This window comes from Paenibacillus sp. FSL H8-0079 (assembly GCF_037991315.1).
Taxonomy (GTDB): Bacteria; Bacillota; Bacilli; order Paenibacillales; family Paenibacillaceae; genus Paenibacillus.
Genome location: NZ_CP150300.1, coordinates 148,072 through 166,376 on the forward strand (window position 1 = coordinate 148,072; position 18,305 = coordinate 166,376).

The 18,305-nt window shown below is 48.9% G+C and carries 15 protein-coding genes, 8 tRNA genes and 1 rRNA gene; all 24 read left to right on the forward strand.

What is annotated here, in order from left to right; genetic code table 11:
- Positions 1-116: 116 nt before the first annotated feature.
- The 24 genes from MHI06_RS00705 (at position 117) to hisJ (ending at position 18,242) form a co-directional block, all read left to right on the forward strand.
- Positions 117-3,043 (forward strand): 23S ribosomal RNA (locus MHI06_RS00705).
- Between the two features lie 81 nt (positions 3,044-3,124).
- Positions 3,125-3,216, forward strand: a tRNA-Ser gene (locus tag MHI06_RS00710).
- 43 nt (positions 3,217-3,259) lie between these two features.
- A tRNA-Met gene (locus MHI06_RS00715) sits at positions 3,260-3,336 on the forward strand.
- A gap of 9 nt (positions 3,337-3,345) precedes the next feature.
- Positions 3,346-3,421, forward strand: a tRNA-Val gene (locus tag MHI06_RS00720).
- Between the two features lie 5 nt (positions 3,422-3,426).
- Positions 3,427-3,502, forward strand: a tRNA-Thr gene (locus tag MHI06_RS00725).
- 9 nt (positions 3,503-3,511) lie between these two features.
- Positions 3,512-3,589 (forward strand) — tRNA-Asp (locus tag MHI06_RS00730).
- Positions 3,590-3,610: 21 nt separating this feature from the next.
- Positions 3,611-3,683: transfer RNA gene (locus tag MHI06_RS00735), tRNA-Phe, on the forward strand.
- Between the two features lie 12 nt (positions 3,684-3,695).
- Positions 3,696-3,781 (forward strand) — tRNA-Tyr (locus MHI06_RS00740).
- Between the two features lie 7 nt (positions 3,782-3,788).
- Positions 3,789-3,861: transfer RNA gene (locus MHI06_RS00745), tRNA-Lys, on the forward strand.
- Between the two features lie 143 nt (positions 3,862-4,004).
- Entirely contained in the window at positions 4,005-5,201 is a 1,197-nt protein-coding gene (locus tag MHI06_RS00750; RefSeq protein WP_340400095.1) for a helix-turn-helix domain-containing protein, read from the forward strand.
- Between the two features lie 103 nt (positions 5,202-5,304).
- Positions 5,305-6,429 (forward strand): sn-glycerol-3-phosphate ABC transporter ATP-binding protein UgpC, encoded by a 1,125-nt coding sequence (gene ugpC / locus MHI06_RS00755; RefSeq protein ID WP_062837775.1) that lies wholly within the window; start codon positions 5,305-5,307, stop codon positions 6,427-6,429.
- Positions 6,430-6,848: 419 nt separating this feature from the next.
- Positions 6,849-7,787, forward strand: a complete 939-nt coding sequence (hprK, locus tag MHI06_RS00760; RefSeq protein ID WP_017691278.1) for an HPr(Ser) kinase/phosphatase — start codon at positions 6,849-6,851, stop codon at positions 7,785-7,787.
- 121 nt (positions 7,788-7,908) lie between these two features.
- Positions 7,909-8,934, forward strand: coding sequence for a prolipoprotein diacylglyceryl transferase (gene lgt / locus MHI06_RS00765; RefSeq protein WP_340400096.1), 1,026 nt, complete (start codon positions 7,909-7,911; stop codon positions 8,932-8,934).
- Positions 8,935-8,940: 6 nt separating this feature from the next.
- Positions 8,941-9,597, forward strand: coding sequence for a pyrophosphatase PpaX (gene ppaX / locus MHI06_RS00770; protein WP_340400097.1), 657 nt, complete (start codon positions 8,941-8,943; stop codon positions 9,595-9,597).
- The gene (locus tag MHI06_RS00775) at positions 9,594-10,136 is read left to right on the forward strand and encodes a DapH/DapD/GlmU-related protein (protein WP_169482095.1); all 543 of its coding nucleotides are present in this window, start codon (positions 9,594-9,596) and stop codon (positions 10,134-10,136) included. The genes ppaX and MHI06_RS00775 overlap by 4 nt, the downstream gene beginning before the upstream one ends.
- Positions 10,137-10,538: 402 nt before the next feature.
- Entirely contained in the window at positions 10,539-11,738 is a 1,200-nt protein-coding gene (locus MHI06_RS00780; protein WP_169482096.1) for an ATP phosphoribosyltransferase regulatory subunit, read from the forward strand.
- Between the two features lies 1 nt (position 11,739).
- The gene (gene hisG, locus MHI06_RS00785) at positions 11,740-12,399 is read left to right on the forward strand and encodes an ATP phosphoribosyltransferase (RefSeq protein ID WP_340400098.1); all 660 of its coding nucleotides are present in this window, start codon (positions 11,740-11,742) and stop codon (positions 12,397-12,399) included.
- A 139-nt stretch (positions 12,400-12,538) separates the two neighbouring features.
- Entirely contained in the window at positions 12,539-13,843 is a 1,305-nt protein-coding gene (hisD, locus tag MHI06_RS00790; RefSeq protein WP_340400099.1) for a histidinol dehydrogenase, read from the forward strand.
- Complete coding sequence (hisB, locus tag MHI06_RS00795) at positions 13,836-14,465, forward strand: imidazoleglycerol-phosphate dehydratase HisB (protein ID WP_197997954.1); 630 nt, start codon at positions 13,836-13,838, stop codon at positions 14,463-14,465. Before hisD ends, hisB begins: the two co-directional genes overlap by 8 nt.
- A 3-nt stretch (positions 14,466-14,468) precedes the next feature.
- Entirely contained in the window at positions 14,469-15,095 is a 627-nt protein-coding gene (gene hisH / locus MHI06_RS00800; RefSeq protein ID WP_340400100.1) for an imidazole glycerol phosphate synthase subunit HisH, read from the forward strand.
- Positions 15,096-15,157: 62 nt separating this feature from the next.
- Positions 15,158-15,892 (forward strand): 1-(5-phosphoribosyl)-5-[(5-phosphoribosylamino)methylideneamino]imidazole-4-carboxamide isomerase, encoded by a 735-nt coding sequence (hisA, locus tag MHI06_RS00805; RefSeq protein WP_047841450.1) that lies wholly within the window; start codon positions 15,158-15,160, stop codon positions 15,890-15,892.
- Positions 15,893-15,922: 30 nt separating this feature from the next.
- Positions 15,923-16,684 (forward strand): imidazole glycerol phosphate synthase subunit HisF, encoded by a 762-nt coding sequence (hisF, locus tag MHI06_RS00810; RefSeq protein WP_017691268.1) that lies wholly within the window; start codon positions 15,923-15,925, stop codon positions 16,682-16,684.
- A 1-nt stretch (position 16,685) separates the two neighbouring features.
- Entirely contained in the window at positions 16,686-17,405 is a 720-nt protein-coding gene (gene hisIE / locus MHI06_RS00815; RefSeq protein WP_169482178.1) for a bifunctional phosphoribosyl-AMP cyclohydrolase/phosphoribosyl-ATP diphosphatase HisIE, read from the forward strand.
- Positions 17,406-17,417: 12 nt separating this feature from the next.
- Positions 17,418-18,242: a histidinol-phosphatase HisJ gene (gene hisJ / locus MHI06_RS00820; protein ID WP_169482099.1), complete on the forward strand. Its 825-nt coding sequence runs from the start codon at positions 17,418-17,420 to the stop codon at positions 18,240-18,242.
- The last annotated feature ends 63 nt before the right edge of the window (positions 18,243-18,305 follow it).

Here is an 18,305-nt window from a genome sequence, read left to right on the forward strand (position 1 = left end):
ACAAGTTTCAATAAAAACGGTAGTTAAATTGCTTTTGCGATGGTATTGAATGGGAGCGACTTTTGGCTTTGCGCAAGCAAACCAAGGGAAGCGAGCAGTCAAAACCGGAGCAATATGGTTAAGCTACTAAGAGCACACGGAGGATGCCTAGGCGCTAGGAGCCGATGAAGGACGTGGCGAACAACGAAACTGCCTCGGGGAGCTGTAAGCAAGCTTTGATCCGGGGGTGTCCGAATGGGGAAACCCAGCTGGGGTAATTTCCAGTTACACCTAACTGAATACATAGGTTAGTGTGAGGCATACCAGGGGAACTGAAACATCTAAGTACCCTGAGGAAGAGAAAACAATAGTGATTCCGTCAGTAGCGGCGAGCGAACGCGGAGAAGCCCAAACCAGAGAGCTTGCTCTTTGGGGTTGTGGGACGTCTCACATGGAGTTACAAAGGAACCGGTTAAGCGAAGAGGTCTGGAAAGGCCCGCCAAAGAAGGTAAAAGCCCTGTAGTTGAAAGTTGGTTCCCTCCGAGACGGATCCCGAGTAGTGCGGGGCACGTGAAACCCCGTATGAATCCGGCAGGACCATCTGCCAAGGCTAAATACTTCCTAGCGACCGATAGTGAAGCAGTACCGTGAGGGAAAGGTGAAAAGCACCCCGGAAGGGGAGTGAAATAGAACCTGAAACCGTGTGCTTACAAAAAGTCAGAGCCCGTTTTAGGGGTGATGGCGTGCCTTTTGTAGAATGAACCGGCGAGTTACGTTCCCGTGCAAGGTTAAGGTGAAGAGCCGGAGCCGCAGCGAAAGCGAGTCTGAATAGGGCGAATTAGTACGTGGACGTAGACCCGAAACCGGGTGATCTACCCCTGTCCAGGGTGAAGGTGCGGTAACACGCACTGGAGGCCCGAACCCACGCATGTTGAAAAATGCGGGGATGAGGTGGGGGTAGCGGAGAAATTCCAATCGAACTCGGAGATAGCTGGTTCTCCCCGAAATAGCTTTAGGGCTAGCCTCGGAAAACAGAGTCGTGGAGGTAGAGCACTGATTGGGTGCGGGGCCCGCAAGGGTTACCAAGCTCAGTCAAACTCCGAATGCCATAGACTTACTTCCGGGAGTCAGACAGTGAGTGCTAAGATCCATTGTCAAAAGGGAAACAGCCCAGACCATCAGCTAAGGTCCCCAAGTGTGTGTTAAGTGGAAAAGGATGTGGAGTTGCACAGACAACCAGGATGTTGGCTTAGAAGCAGCCACCATTGAAAGAGTGCGTAATAGCTCACTGGTCGAGTGACTCTGCGCCGAAAATGTAACGGGGCTAAACACACCACCGAAGCTATGGCTTGATGCTTTGCATCAGGGGTAGGGGAGCGTTGTATAAGGGTTGAAGGTGTACCGTAAGGAGCGCTGGACATTATACAAGTGAGAATGCCGGTATGAGTAACGAAAAGATCAGTGAGAATCTGATCCGCCGAAAGCCTAAGGGTTCCTGAGGAAGGCTCGTCCGCTCAGGGTAAGTCGGGACCTAAGGCGAGGCCGAAAGGCGTAGTCGAAGGACAACAGGTCGAAATTCCTGTACCACCGTAAGCCGTTATGAGCAATGGGGGGACGCAGTAGGGTAGTGACGCGGACTGATGGATGTCCGTCTAAGCAGTGAGGCTGATGTGTAGGCAAATCCGCACATCATTAAGGCTAAGCTGTGATGGGGAGCGAAAATTGTAGTAGCGAAGGTCATGATCTCACACTGCCAAGAAAAGCCTCTAGCCAGGTGATGGTGCCCGTACCGCAAACCGACACAGGTAGGCGAGAAGAGTATTCTAAGGCGCGCGGAAGAACTCTCGTTAAGGAACTCGGCAAAATGACCCCGTAACTTCGGGAGAAGGGGTGCCCCGGTAGTGTGAATAGCACGAGGGGGCCGCAGTGAAAAGGCCCAAGCGACTGTTTAGCAAAAACACAGGTCTGTGCGAAGCCGTAAGGCGAAGTATACGGGCTGACGCCTGCCCGGTGCTGGAAGGTTAAGGGGAGTGGTTAGGAGCAATCCGAAGCTGTGAACCGAAGCCCCAGTAAACGGCGGCCGTAACTATAACGGTCCTAAGGTAGCGAAATTCCTTGTCAGGTAAATTCTGACCCGCACGAATGGCGTAACGACTTGGGCGCTGTCTCAACGAGAGATCCGGTGAAATTTTAATACCTGTGAAGATGCAGGTTACCCGCGACAAGACGGAAAGACCCCATGGAGCTTTACTGCAGCTTGATATTGAATTTGGGTACGATCTGTACAGGATAGGTGGGAGCCTTTGAAGTGTGAGCGCCAGCTTGCATGGAGGCAACGTTGGGATACCACCCTGATCGTATCTAGGTTCTAACCTAGTACCGTAATCCGGTACGGGGACAGTGTCAGGTGGGCAGTTTGACTGGGGCGGTCGCCTCCTAAAGAGTAACGGAGGCGCCCAAAGGTTCCCTCAGAATGGTTGGAAATCATTCGAAGAGTGCAAAGGCATAAGGGAGCTTGACTGCGAGACCTACAAGTCGAGCAGGGACGAAAGTCGGGCTTAGTGATCCGGTGGTACCGCATGGAAGGGCCATCGCTCAACGGATAAAAGCTACCCTGGGGATAACAGGCTTATCTCCCCCAAGAGTCCACATCGACGGGGAGGTTTGGCACCTCGATGTCGGCTCATCGCATCCTGGGGCTGAAGTAGGTCCCAAGGGTTGGGCTGTTCGCCCATTAAAGCGGTACGCGAGCTGGGTTCAGAACGTCGTGAGACAGTTCGGTCCCTATCTGTCGTGGGCGTAGGAAATTTGAGAGGAGCTGTCCTTAGTACGAGAGGACCGGGATGGACGTACCGCTGGTGTACCAGTTGTTCCGCCAGGAGCACCGCTGGGTAGCTATGTACGGACGGGATAAACGCTGAAAGCATCTAAGCGTGAAGCCCCCCTCAAGATGAGATTTCCCAGTATGTAAGACCCCTTGAAGACGACGAGGTAGATAGGCTGGGGGTGGAAGTGCAGCAATGCATGGAGCTGACCAGTACTAATCGGTCGAGGGCTTATCCAATAGCAAGTTGTAATTCGCGTGTTTCGTTTCGAATCTAGTTTTCAGGGAGCAATCCTTGAATGTTGTTGAAGATTGTTACTCGGAGAGATACCCAAGTGGCTATAAGGGGACCCTCTGCTAAGGGGTTAGACTGCGTAAGCGGTGCGAGGGTTCGAATCCCTCTCTCTCCGCCATCTTTACCTAAAGATGGACAAGCAATCAAGACACAATTAATATGGCGGTGTAGCTCAGCTGGCTAGAGCGTACGGTTCATACCCGTAAGGTCGGGGGTTCGATCCCCTCCGCCGCTACCATATTACCCAGGAGGCTTAGCTCAGCTGGGAGAGCATCTGCCTTACAAGCAGAGGGTCGGGGGTTCGATCCCCTCAGCCTCCACCATATACGCCGGTGTAGCTCAACTGGTAGAGCAACTGACTTGTAATCAGTAGGTTGGGGGTTCAAGTCCTCTCGCCGGCACCATTAATGCCTGGAACCGTGGTGTAGTTGGCCTAACATGCCTGCCTGTCACGCAGGAGATCGCGGGTTCGAATCCCGTCGGTTCCGCCATTAATCCTAAAAATTAAATATGGCTCGGTAGCTCAGTCGGTAGAGCAGAGGACTGAAAATCCTCGTGTCGGCGGTTCGATTCCGTCCCGAGCCACCTTTAATCCTTGGAGGATTAGCGAAGTGGCCAAACGCATCAGACTGTAAATCTGCTCCCGTACGGGTTCGGTGGTTCGAATCCATCATCCTCCACCAGTTTTATGAGTCATTAGCTCAGTTGGTAGAGCACCTGACTTTTAATCAGGGTGTCGAAGGTTCGAGCCCTTCATGACTCATCTTTAAGAAAAGAGTGATTAATCATTAATTTGATTATTCGCTCTTTTTTGTTATGTAATTTTAGCTGAATATGGATATTTATTAATGCTGTGCAAGATATGATAAAATAGTAGAAAACAAGCAGAGTGGTGGCGTTCATTATATGAAGCTCATACCTGATCTAAAACAGCAAATTGAAGTCATTATAGGCACAACTTTGGACGAATATGAAATCACAATACAAGAATGGACGCAATCCGTGGCAAATTTGGTTGGTCTTCATGGGAATTCAGAGACCAGTGGTGACGAAGGTGAGATTCAGGGGATACCTAATCAATTTATATCCCGAAGTACATTATCCGATGTGATCAGTTTGAATACGGGAGAGCGTATATTTTTTAAAGTTCGGATGAATGAGAAAGAAGAGACCGTCGTATGTTGGGGATGCGCTGCTAGATCTATTACCGTGGAAACACGTCGATTGATTGAGCTTTTGATCCGTACTAACATGGGACTACCTGATGAGATACAGCCTGTTGTATATGAGAATGATAGAGAGCAATATCTGACTGAATTGGGTCTCTGGCTTAAAGAGCAGATCGAACAACCAATCAAGCGGGAATCTGAAAGTGTTCCTGATCGCTTTGTTGTGGCTGCAGGGTTGAATGCTGAGAAAATTCTGTTCTTGCTACAAGGGGATACCCCTGATGCACATCGTTTACGATCCAAAGAACTGAACAAGTTGCTTGAGAGTTACTTTGGCGAGGAGATTGTATTAATTCCTTTAGGGGAGCAAGAATGGATCTTTATGGGTGATAAAGAGATTGTTACAGAAGAAGCCGAGGAAGATACAACGGAAGCCAAAAAAGATTCACTGAACGCTTTTTGTCTGGGATTACATGAACTGGTCGCCAGTGAGTGGGCAGGTGTATTCCATCTCTCTGCATCATTACCATGCATTCCCGCACAACAACTAGTATCGGTCACTGCCCTACTTAAAGAAAGTATTCACTTGGGCAGAGCATTCCATGTTACGCAGCACATTCATCTCCCATGGGATCTGCATCTGGAGCGATTAGTAGCAAGCATTCCAGATGAACAACGTATACGCTTTATACAGGAAACAGGCAAAGACACGTTAATCTTCAATGACAGTGAAACGCTTGCTACGCTGGAAACCTTTTTTAGCTTGGATTGTAATGTTAGTGAGACAGCCAAACGACTTTTCATTCATCGTAATACGCTTGTGTACCGTCTGGACAAAATAAAACAAGAGATTGGTTACGATGTAAGGCACTTCGAAAGTGCTGTTCTAGTGCAGTTTTTACTGCTTATGTACAAAGTGACGAAAAAGCATTGATATTTTTGTGCAGTTTGCGAATAGTCAGATCTCATGCAGATAGGGTATTATAAAAATACAAATTGTATTCGATTACAAAATGATCTCTGAGGAGGCAACAATCATGGCTGGAGTACGTTTAGAGCATATTTTCAAAAAATACCCGGGTTCTGATAAAGCAACTGTAGTTGATATTAACCTGGACATTAAAGATAAAGAATTTCTGGTACTGGTAGGCCCGTCCGGTTGTGGTAAATCAACAACACTGCGTATGATCGCAGGCCTTGAGGAAATTTCTGAAGGTAAACTCTATATCGGTGACCGTGTCGTTAATGATGTTGCACCTAAAGACCGCGATATCGCGATGGTATTCCAATCCTATGCCTTGTATCCGCATATGAGCGTATATCAAAACATGGCGTTTGGTTTGAAATTGCGTAAGGTTAAAAAAGATGAGATCGACAAACGTGTACGTGAAGCAGCTAAAATCTTGGATATCGAGCATTTGCTTGAGCGTAAACCTAAAGCATTGTCCGGTGGTCAACGTCAACGTGTCGCTTTGGGACGTGCGATTGTCCGTGATCCACAAGTGTTCTTGATGGATGAGCCTCTCTCCAACTTGGATGCCAAACTGCGTGGTCAAATGCGTGCAGAGATCACTAAACTTGCGAAACGTTTGGAAACAACAGTTATCTACGTAACGCATGACCAGATCGAAGCAATGACGATGGGTGATCGGATTGTTGTTATGAAGGATGGTATCATCCAACAAGCAGCTTCTCCGGAAGAGTTGTATAACCTGCCTGCTAACCTGTTCGTAGCTGGTTTCATCGGTTCCCCGACAATGAACTTTATCTCGGGTAAACTGGCTGAGCAAGGTGCTAACTTACACTTCGTAGCTCCAGGCGTGGACGTTGAAATCCCGCAAGGTAAAGCACAAGTGTTGAAATCTAGAGGATACATTGGCAAAGAAGTGATTCTGGGTGTTCGTCCAGAAGATATTCATGAAGAGCCAGTATTCCTGGAAGCATCCCCGAACTCCGTATTCTCTACACACGTAGATGTTACAGAGAACCTGGGTCACGAAATGCTCCTCTACTTGAGCGGTGTTGGTAACGATACAACGATCGCACGTGTAGACGGACGTTCTAACACTCGTGATGGTTCCACAGTTAAAATGGCCATTGACATGAACAAGGTTCATATCTTTGACAAAGAGACTGAAGTGAACGTACTTCTTCAAGACTAATATAACTGAGATTCCTCGTTGACGATGGAACCTGACAGTTAACGCAATTATACATTGTAATGAGAGCCCCTTCCGTTATTGCTGGAAGGGGCTTTTTTTAAGATTATAATTTATAAGTTTTCAGCCGGGCTAAAGGATTTGATAACCGTAATAAAAGCAACCGCTAAAACACGAATGTAGCATCGTCGATAGTGTTCGATGAGAGGTTTTTTTTACCAATGGTTGTGGGAGGCCGCGATTGCATTCAGCCCGGAATTCATTTAAGATTATTTGAAGGTCTGTCTTCTTATCATTAAGAGAATGGGCTGTTGGAAGGGCATGCATTTGTACCCAATGTTGTGAATGCGCTAATAATGGAAAGAACTGATACACGATCTGATGTACATAGAGGCACAGCGAATGCTGAAAGGAAGAGACAAATGGCGAAAAAAGTGAAAGTATCCGAATTGGTGCAGCAGTTTCAGTTAGAGGTTGTTTCTGGATCTCATGGACTGAAAAGAGTCATTACGGTAGATGATCTGAACCGTCCTGGTCTGGAAATGGCCGGTTATTTTGAATACCATCCACAAGAACGGGTACAGCTGCTTGGAAGAACGGAGTTAGCCTTTTTTGCAATGTTACCCGAGCAAGAGCGGCGCGATCGCATGCAACGTCTATGCACGGAAGAGACGCCTTGTATCGTTGTAACGCGTGGACTGGAAGTTCCACAAGAGCTGATTGATATCAGTGAAGAACAGAATCTGGCGGTACTTCGCAGCAACATGGCGACAACGATTCTATCCAGCCGGATTACCGGTTTCCTGGAGAAGAAACTGGCACCAACAGCAACCATCCATGGTGTACTTTGTGACGTCTATGGCGTAGGTATGCTGATCACGGGTAGTAGCGGTATTGGTAAGAGTGAAACAGCCCTTGAACTGGTTAAACGTGGACACCGACTGATTGCCGATGATGCGGTAGAGATCCGTCAAACGTCAGATTTTCAGCTGCACGGTACAGCACCTGAATTGATCCGCCATTTACTCGAAATTCGTGGTGTCGGCATTATCAACGTCATGACATTGTTCGGAGCCGGTGCGGTTCGGAATAACAAGCGGATTACCTTGGTTGTACGTCTGGAAGCTTGGCAGCAAGATAAACAATATGATCGTCTGGGTCTGGATGAAGAGACTACACGTATCATTGATACCGATGTGCCTCTGGTTACGATCCCTGTTCGTCCGGGACGGAACTTGGCCGTTATTATTGAAGTGGCCGGCATGAACTATCGTCTGAAACAAATGGGTCTGAATGCTGCACTGCAATTCACGAACAAGCTGACAGCAACCATTTCGGAAGATATGGAAGACATGGATTAAGAAACGTTTTATACAAGGAAAAGAAGACAGATGGTTGACATGTACTGCTTTTCTTAAGGCGCAGTGCATGCCAACCATTCGTCATGCGTGCGATTGAGCGAATTTATAGGAGTGTGAATGAATGGATACATTATTACTGTTGAACCCGATTGCGTTCTCTATTGGAGCGTTAAAGGTTCACTGGTACGGGCTTATTCTTGGTGCCGCGGCACTTATAGGATTACTGCTCGTGATCCGGGAGGGCAAACGCTACAATATCCCGCAGGAAGTGTTCATGGACATGGTTCTGTTGGGTGTGCCATCTGCCATCATCGGTGCCCGCATCTACTACGTCGCATTTAAGTGGGAAGATTATAAGGATAATTTCTGGGATGTCTTTAAAATATGGAATGGCGGTATCGCCATCTACGGTGCGCTTATAGGTGCAATCATCTGTGCAGTTATTTTCTTCCGTCGTAAAGGGTATAACTTCTGGCGTATGGCCGATATTTGTGCGCCTGGACTGCTCGTTGGACAGTTGATCGGACGCTGGGGAAACTTTGTAAATCAGGAAGCCTACGGCGGTCCTGTGGAAGAAGCATTTTTGAGAGACAAGCTTCATCTTCCGGACTTTATTGTGAATCAAATGAACGTGGATGGCGTATTCCACCATCCTGCATTTTTGTATGAATCGATGTGGAGTCTCGTTGGTCTGGTCTTGTTGCTGGTTCTGCGTCGTCAGAAGTTTCTCCGTTCAGGTGAACTGTTCATGTCTTATTTCATCTGGTACTCTATCGGCCGCTTCTTCATTGAAGCTCTACGTACGGACAGTCTGGGCTTCCAGGCTCCGCAGTGGGTTGCTTCATTAGTGAACGGGCTGTGGTCTCCAATGACTGCAATGGGCTTTGAACAAGGATATCTGGATCCTGCTTACGGTAACGTACGAATCTCGCAACTGCTCGCGATTGGCATCATTATTGTTGCTGTTGTATTCATTGTGGTGAGAAGAGTGACAGGCAAAGCGGACGTTCGTTACAGTGATCCAATTGTATCGTCCAAAGTTCCTTCAGATGATATGGAGCATACGGGAACGGTTGCTGGCAAAGAGAACAAGGTAACCCCTCCAACCAAAGATGAATCCAAGCAAGTTGATGATAAAAAGGAGTAATGCAACATGATTGACACGGTATTGTTCGATCTGGATGGAACGATTATTGATACCAATGAGCTGATTATCAGCTCATTCCAGCACGTCATGGGGGGATGGGAACATTCAGCTCCATGGACACGGGAACAGATTATTCCGCATATGGGTGGCACACTGGAGCAGCAAATGCGCACCTTCTCTGGCCAGGAGGAAGTCTCCGAGTACGTGAAAGGTTACCGTGCCTATAATGATATACATCATGAAGCGATGGTTAGACCTTTTCCACATGTTATTGAGGTAGTAAAAGCTCTACATCAGGCTGGTATTGTGATGGGTGTGGTCACAACCAAAATTCGTCCATCTACATTAAAGGTGCTGGAGCGATTTGATCTACTGAAGTACATGAAGACGATTGTAACAGTGACCGACGTGACGAATCCGAAGCCGCACGCTGAACCGGTACTGAAAGCGATGACGGAACTGGGGGCAGATCCTGCCAAAACGTTAATGGTGGGTGACAGTCCGGTGGATATCCAATCGGCACAGAATGCGGGCGCTCTCTCAGCGGGAGTTGCATGGTCTCTTAAAGGAGAAACGATCCTGAATGGATATGGCCCGGATCACATGTTGCATGATATGAGAGACTTGTTGAAACTCATCCGGGTTGAAACGGGACGTTCATGAGAAAAGTAACCCGCTATCCGGTAGAGGACCAGAATGCACTTTGGCATATCTACAAGACAGTGAGTCCGTGGAAGGGCGTGCGTAATTTTATCTGGATTCAGTTGTCACGCTACTGTCCGATTCTCTCGGTGAAGAACTGGATTTACCGCCGAATGCTCGGTATGAAGGTGGGAAAACATACGGCCTTCGGCTTGATGGTGATGGTGGATGTGTTTTTTCCGGAGAAAATATCGGTCGGTGAAAACTCGGTTATCGGTTACAACACAACGATTCTCGCTCATGAGTATCTCATTAAGGAGTACAGGCTCGGTGAGGTGATTATCGGGGAAAATGTACTGATTGGTGCCAATACAACGATTCTGCCCGGGGTAACGATCGGGGATGGAGCCGTTGTGGCTGCGGGAGCAGTCGTACATAAGGATGTTGCTCCAGGAGCTTTTGTTGGAGGCAATCCACTGCGTGATTTATCCCGTTCAGCAGCTTCCACGGAAGAGACTGTCTTTTACACGGATGATTCTTCTCAGGGGAGTGTGCATTAAATCAATAAAGTGATGAATGAAGAGGAATTAATGAAGATGGATTGAAGTAAAAAGCTGCTGATGGCAGCTTTTTTCGTATATAAATACCGATTGGTGAGGGTAGCGGTGTGTGTATAAAACATTATGTCCATCCAAGGGTGATCAAGCTTCGGTATTGTTGACTGTGGTGAGGATTTCATGTTATCATATCCCATATCCTTTAGTTTGTTAGCACTTTACCATGTGAAAGTATTTCGAGAGAATTTAACGTGATAAAGGTTGAACTAAACCAATAGTTGAAGATTTTTGCAGCAAAACGGTGATTCAGGGTTACAAGATAGAATGGGGATTTACACTACATAAATCCTGTTGAAATAGAACGAGCGCCACTCTTAAATTACTGACTCGGGGTGAATAATACCAATGTCCAAACCAAAAGGCTTTGAAAAACCGACCGGATTTCGTGACTACACACCACATGTAGTATCCAAGCTACGGACGATTGAGCGGAATGTACTGGAATGTATGGAACGCTGGGGTTACCGTCAGATCATCACACCAACAATTGAATACTACGACACGGTAGGTGTAGCAAGCTCTACATCTGATCGCAAATTGTTTAAATTACTGAACAGTCGGGGAACCACGCTGGTGCTGAGATCGGATCTAACGGCTCCGATTGCACGCGTCGTTTCATCCATGCTCAAAGATGAGCAGTTACCGCTGCGTCTGTCCTACCATGCGAACGTATTTCGTTCCATTGAAGAGGAAGCCGGACGTGAGGCTGAATTCTTCCAAACTGGCGTGGAGCTAGTAGGGGACGACTCACCTGAGGCGGATGCAGAAGTTGTTGCGCTTGCGATTGCCTCTTTGCAGGCAGCGGGCGTGTCTTCTTTTAAAATAGCCATGGGCCACATGGGATTCCTGAACGGATTACTGGAAGAAGTGATTCCAGGCCAGACCGCTGAGCAGGAGCAATTGAAGGAAGGGTTGCTTGGACGTGATTATGTCGGATATCGCCAGTCGATTGAAGCATTGAATCTGGAGCCGAAGCTGAAAGAACAGCTTGAAGCGATCCTGCGTTTGCGCGGAGGTAAGGAAGTATGCACACATGCGGCAGAGCTAAGTTCAAGTGCTGAAGCAGCCCAGTCGATTGCACATCTATGTGCAGTATTCGAAGTGTTGGAAGCTTACGGTGTATCCGAACATGTGCTGATTGATCTGACGATGATCGGTGATTTCTCCTATTATACGGGCATGACGTTTGAAGGGTATGCAGCAGAACTGGGCTCACCGGTATGTAGCGGCGGACGGTATGATAATCTGTTACAACAGTTTGGGCGCTCGTTGCCAGCTACAGGATTTGCACTGAAAACCAACCGGATTATTGATGGCGTTCACGGCATCATCATTGAAGAGAAAAAACCAATACTTATCCAATATAGCCCGAAAAGTCGGGCCGAGGCACTAACAGAAGCGGCAAGATTACGTAGTATGGGACAAAATGTAGTCACGCTCCTCCTTTCTGAAGCCGGAGCTGAGGCAAATGCTGTATCAAATGGAGCAACAACCGTTCAAGCGGAGCAGGTTATTACTTACGGATCTGAAGAAGGAGGACGCTGAGATGTCGGATATTCTGAAGGTGGCCATGCCGAAGGGCCGAATCTATAAAAAAGCCTCCAAACTGTTCCGTGAAGCGGGGCTGGATATTCCAGAAGACGTGGACGATACACGCAGATTGGTCATTGAAGTACCGGAAGCGGGAATGGAATTCATTATGGCGAAGCCAGTAGATGTTCCAACGTATGTGGAGTACGGTGTTGCTGATATCGGAATTGTCGGTAAAGACGTGCTGCTGGAGGAAAATCGGGACGTGTACGAACTGTTGAATCTGGGAATCGCTCAGTGCCGTATGTCTGTAATCGGACTTCCCGACTGGAAGCCCGGCATCCAGCAACGTGTCGCAACGAAGTATCCGAGGATTGCTTCGCAGTATTTCCGGGAGCAGGGACAACAGGTCGAGGTGATCAAGCTGAATGGTTCCATTGAGCTTGCACCTTTGATTGGTCTAGCAGACCGGATTGTCGATCTGGTGGAGACAGGTCAGACGCTACGCGAGAACGGATTGGTGGAGATGACAGGCATTCTGGACATCACCAGCCGTCTTATCGCCAATCGGGTAAGTTATCGGATGAAAAATGCACGAATCCAGGCTTTATGTGATGCGCTTCAGCAGGTCATTCCGGCATCGAATGAGATTTCGACGGGAAGCCTTCGGGGATAAATTAATGTTTTGGAAACATAGATGAGAAACATACAAAGCAGAAGCAAAAGTAAGAGTATGAGTAAGAGTAAGAGACACAACAAAGAAACGAATCGGCCATAATTAGGCAGGCATTACAGGGGATAAGGAGGTTGTACGCATGAAAATTGTACCTGCACGGGAGTTTGATCTGAAGCGGGAAGTAGAGTATGGTACGCCGGAGCAAAATGAAACGGTACGGCGCATTGTCAGCGACATTCGCCGTGAAGGGGATGCGGCACTGCTGCGTTACACAGAGCAGCTGGACCGCACGAAGCTGACGGCCGCGGATTTGCGCGTGCCGCAGGAAGAGCTGCAGGCGGCTTATGCAGCCGTGGAGCCATCCTTTGTGACGGCGATTCGGCAAGCCGCCGCCAACATTCGTGCGTTTCACGAGAAACAGAAACGCAACTCGTGGATGGATTGGCAGCCGGACGGCAGCCTGCTGGGCCAGGTCATCCGACCGCTGAAGCGGGTCGGCGTCTATGTACCTGGTGGCAAAGCAGCGTATCCATCGTCTGTGCTGATGAATGTGATTCCGGCACAGGTGGCAGGCGTGCCGGAGATTGTTCTTGTGACGCCGCCGTCAACGAACGGTGGCGAAGGTATTAACCCGTACATTCTCGTTGCTGCTGCGGAAGCAGGCGTGAGCGAGATGTACCGGGTTGGCGGCGCTCAAGCTATCGCCGCCCTGGCTTACGGCACGGAGAGTATTGCCCCGGTCGACAAGATCTGTGGACCGGGCAATATTTACGTGGCGCTCGCGAAGCGCGAGGTGTACGGTGCGGTCGATATCGACAGTATCGCCGGGCCGAGTGAGATTGTGGTGCTCGCCGATGATACGGCGAATCCAGTGTACGTCGCCGCCGACCTGTTGTCGCAGGCGGAACATGACGAGATGGCATCGGCCATTCTCGTCACGAATTCGACCACGCTGGCGGAAGCCGTGCAGGGCGAAGTGCAGCGGCAGCTTGAAGTGCTGCCGCGTCGTGATATCGCTGCTGCTTCCGTGGAGCAGTATGGCGCGATTATTGTGGTCGATTCCATCGATGAAGGGATCGACGTGGTGAACCGGCTCGCACCGGAGCATCTGGAGATCATGGTGCAGGAGCCGATGGCTTACGCTGGCCGGATCGAGAATGCTGGCGCGATCTTCCTCGGCCCATACAGCTCGGAGCCGGTAGGGGATTACTTTGCCGGACCGAATCATATTATTCCAACCAATGGAACCGCGCGGTTCAGTTCACCGGTGGATGTGGATGATTTTATCAAGAAGTCGAGTCTGATCTATTATAGTAAAGAAGCGCTGCTGCAGAACGGAGCGGCTATTATAGAGTTGGCCCGCCATGAGGGTCTTGAAGGGCATGCCCGTGCAATCGCTGTACGGTTAGAACAGGAAGGAAAGGCGGAATTGGACAATGGATAAGCAAAATAATGGTGTGGAACTTGAAAACAAAGGTGCAGTGCGCCAAGCAGAGGTTGACCGCAAAACAAACGAGACCAATATCCAGTTGGCTTTTACTGTAGATGGAACTGGACAATCCACGATTGAAACGGATGTACCTTTCCTGAACCATATGCTGGATCTGTTCACGAAGCACGGACAATTCGACCTGAACGTGCAGGCTCGCGGAGATATTGATATCGACGATCATCACACGGTTGAAGACATCGGAATCTGTCTGGGACAGACGTTGCGAGAAGCGTTGGGTGACAAACGCGGTATTAAGCGTTATGCCAGTGTTTTTGTACCGATGGACGAGGCGTTAGCTCAGGTCATTATTGATGTGAGTAATCGACCTCACTTTGAATACCGTGCAGAATACCCTTCCCAACAGGTTGGCAGCTTCTCCACAGAGCTGGTACATGAATTCCTGTGGAAATTGGCATTGGAAGCTCGGATCACGTTGCATGTCATTGTGCACTATGGTCAGAACACGCACCACATGATTGAAGCGATCTTTAAGGCGTTAGGACGTGCACTGGATGAAGCAACGATGATTGATCCACGTGTAACGGGTGTACCTTCCACGAAGGGAGTGCTGTAGACGATGGCGATTGCAATTGTCGATTACGGTATGGGGAACCTGCACAGCGTCGGCAAAGCGGTCGAACGTCTTGGCTACGAAGCGCTGGTCACGGGTGACCGGGAAGAGATTCTTGGCGCAGATGGTGTCATTCTGCCAGGCGTAGGTGCTTTTGGTGATGCGATGGTTCATCTGAAGGAGAGTGGACTGGATACGGTGGTGAAGGAAGCCGCTGCCGGGTCCAAACCACTGCTCGGTATCTGTCTGGGCATGCAATTGTTGTTCAGCTCAAGTGAAGAGCATGGAGATAATGAGGGACTGGATATTTTGCCAGGTAAAGTGGTGCGATTCGCACCAGGAGAACTGAAGGTTCCTCACATGGGTTGGAACCGTTTGGAATTCCTGCAAGCCGAAAACCCGCTATTTACGGGTCTTGAGGCAGGTCATGTCTATTTTGTCCATTCTTATCATGCACTTACTGAAAACAGGGACGATCTGCTGGCAGTGACGGATTACGGACATCCAGTTACAGCCATTGTAGGCAGAGGATCGAACTTCGGTATGCAATTCCACCCGGAAAAAAGCGGCGAGCTTGGTATGAAGCTACTCGGCAACTTTCTGGCTCTGACAGGATCGGTTGTACAAAGGTAAAACATCATCTCTTTTTAACTACAGAAAGCGTACAAATCTAATCAATATTCAGGAGGCCTTGTATGTCATCTTTTATCCTATATCCGGCGATTGATATCCGGGACGGCAAATGTGTAAGACTGGTGCAGGGAGATTATAATCAGGAGACCGTGTATAACGATGACCCGGTTCAAGTGGCTTTATCCTGGGAGAAGCAAGGCGGTACATACGTCCATCTGGTGGATCTGGATGGTGCCAAAGCAGGACATCCTGTTAACGATGAGCTGATCGGACGGATTGCCTCGGCGGTAAACGTACCCGTTCAGGTTGGTGGCGGACTTCGTACGGTAGCGGATGTAGAGCGTTTGCTGGGTCTGGGTGTTAGCCGGCTCATCATTGGAACAGCAGCGATTGAAGATCGTGCTTTTACAGAGGAAGTACTGGGACGTTACGGCGACAAAGTGGCAATTGGTATCGACGCTCGAAATGGTTACGTAGCAACTCGCGGATGGCTTGAAACATCGGAAGTACAGGCAGAGGTGCTCGCGAAGGAACTGGCGGCATATGGCGCAGAAACGTTTATCTTTACGGATATATCCCGTGATGGCATGATGCAGGGTCCTAACGTAGAAGCGATTGTATCTCTTGCCAAGGCGAGCGGACGGACGGTTATTGCTTCCGGTGGTGTAAGTGTGATGGATGATCTACTTCGTCTGAGTCGTCATGCAGATGATGGTGTTGGTGGAGCGATCGTGGGTAAAGCGCTGTATACTGGGAGTATCGATCTGTCTGAAGCAGTACGTGCGGTAAACAAGTAAAGGATATTCGGGTAGAGAGGAAGAGGTAGCATGCTGGCAAAAAGAATCATCCCCTGTCTGGACGTGAAGGACGGCCGGGTCGTCAAAGGCGTCAACTTCGTTAATCTCCGCGATGCGGGTGATCCGGTAGAGCTGGCGGCGCTATATGACCGCGAGGGCGCGGACGAATTGGTCTTTCTCGATATCTCCGCTTCAGTGGAAGGTCGCGAAACGATGGAAGAAGTCGTGCGGCAGACAGCAGGCGAGATCGCTATTCCCTTTACGGTAGGTGGTGGCATCTCGAAGGTGGAGGACATGAAGCGTATTCTCCGTGCAGGAGCGGATAAAATCGCAGTGAATACAGCCGCGGTACTTAATCCGCAGTTGATTGCAGATGGTGCACGTCGCTTTGGCTCGCAGTGTATCGTCGTAGCGATCGATGCCAAGTATAATGAAGCTTGGGGCGAGTGGGAGGTCTACACGCATGGTGGACGAAAACCCTCTGGGATCAAGGCATTGGAATGGGTTAAACAGGCAGAGAGCTTGGGCGCGGGAGAAATTCTGCTGACAAGTATGGATGCAGACGGAACGAAAGACGGCTTCGATCTGAAGCTGACGGCAGCGGTATCCGAATCTGTGCGTATTCCGGTCATCGCATCGGGCGGTGCGGGCAAGGAATCTCATTTCTATGATGTATTCACCACAGGCAAAGCGGATGCAGGTCTGGCCGCAACAATTTTCCATTACAAAGAAATCGCCGTACCGGCGCTAAAACAACATTTGAGAGAACAAGGGGTGGAGATCCGTGACTAAAGTGAGCGATGAAATCAAGGAACAGCTGTCCTTGGAGCAGGTTGTGGAACACATTCGTTGGAGTGATGGTTTGGTTCCTGCCATTGTGCAGGATGTGAATACTCGTGAAGTTTTAATGATGGCTTATATGAATCGTGAATCCCTGAAGTTGTCGCTGGAATCCGGTGAGACCTGGTTCTGGTCACGTTCTCGTCAGGAGTTGTGGCATAAAGGGGCAACATCCGGCAACGTGCAGACGATTACTTCCCTGAAATATGATTGTGACGGCGATACCTTATTGGTTGAGGTCAAACCAAATGGTCCTGCTTGCCATACAGGTGCGGTAACTTGTTTCCATAATGAAATTATTGGTTTGCCAGAGAAATCAGGAGACGAGACTTCAGATGGAGCGGATGCCGTTGCTGCAAATTCAAGTTCCGAAAGCCGCTTCGAGGTATTGGCTGAGCTTGAATCCGTTATTGCAGAGCGTGAACGTGAGCGCCCTGAGGGTGCATATACAACGTATTTGTTCGATAAAGGTGTAGATAAAATACTGAAAAAAATCGGTGAAGAAGCGTCCGAGACGATTATCGCCGCCAAAAATAAAGATAATGACGAGCTTCGTCTGGAAGTCAGTGACCTAATGTATCACCTGCTCGTCCTGTTACAAGAGCGCAAGTTGCCGCTGGACGACATTATGTCAGAGCTGAGCCGCCGTCATGAACGGCCTCGCCGCGATTAGGAGGCGAGTTACGTGCGTATAGACTATCATACACACCATGAGCGGTGTGGACATGCCGTTGGCAAACTGGAAGAGTACGTGCAGCGTGGTGTGGAGATCGGACTATCCCAGATTGGATTGTCCGATCACATGCCCTTGTTGCATGTGGATCCAGCTCAATATTATCCGGAAATGGCGATGCCTATGGATGAACTGCCGCGTTACGTGGAGGAGTGTTTCTCTCTGAAAGAACGTTACCGTGGGCAGATTGACGTACGTGTTGGTCTAGAAGGTGACTATATTGAAGGCTGGGAAACAGAAATCCGTGCAATCATTGAGCGTTATCCATGGGATTATGTGATTGGCTCCGTTCATTTCCTTGGTGAATGGGATATTACAGACTTCCGCCAGACCCATCACTGGGAGGGCAAAGACGTCCTTGAAGTATATCGTCAGTACTATGATGCCGTAAGCAAGGCAGCAGCAACGGGCATGTACGATATTATGGGACATGCAGATGTTATTAAACGGTTTGGATTTGTTCCTTCAGCGGAGCAGACAGAAGAACGTATCACATTGGAGAACGCAGCTCTGCAGGCTATTGCCAAAAGCGGCTGCGCCATGGAGCTGAATGCTTCCGGATTGTCCAAGCCTTGTGCCGAGATGTTCCCGAGTCGCAGAATGCTGACAGAAGCTATTCGCTTGGGTATTCCGTTAACCATGGGTTCTGATGCACATGACCCAATGAAACTGGGCGATTATTTGCCCGAAGCTGAAGCACTTTTACGTGAGTTGGGCTGTACAGAAGTCGCTGTTTTTGAAGGCCGTCATCGTTCTTTCATTCCTTTAAATGTATAAGCCAGTGGAGTATAATGAGGGTAGGAAATAACCTTTTAAAGGTAGTTCAAAAAGTCCGCTTTT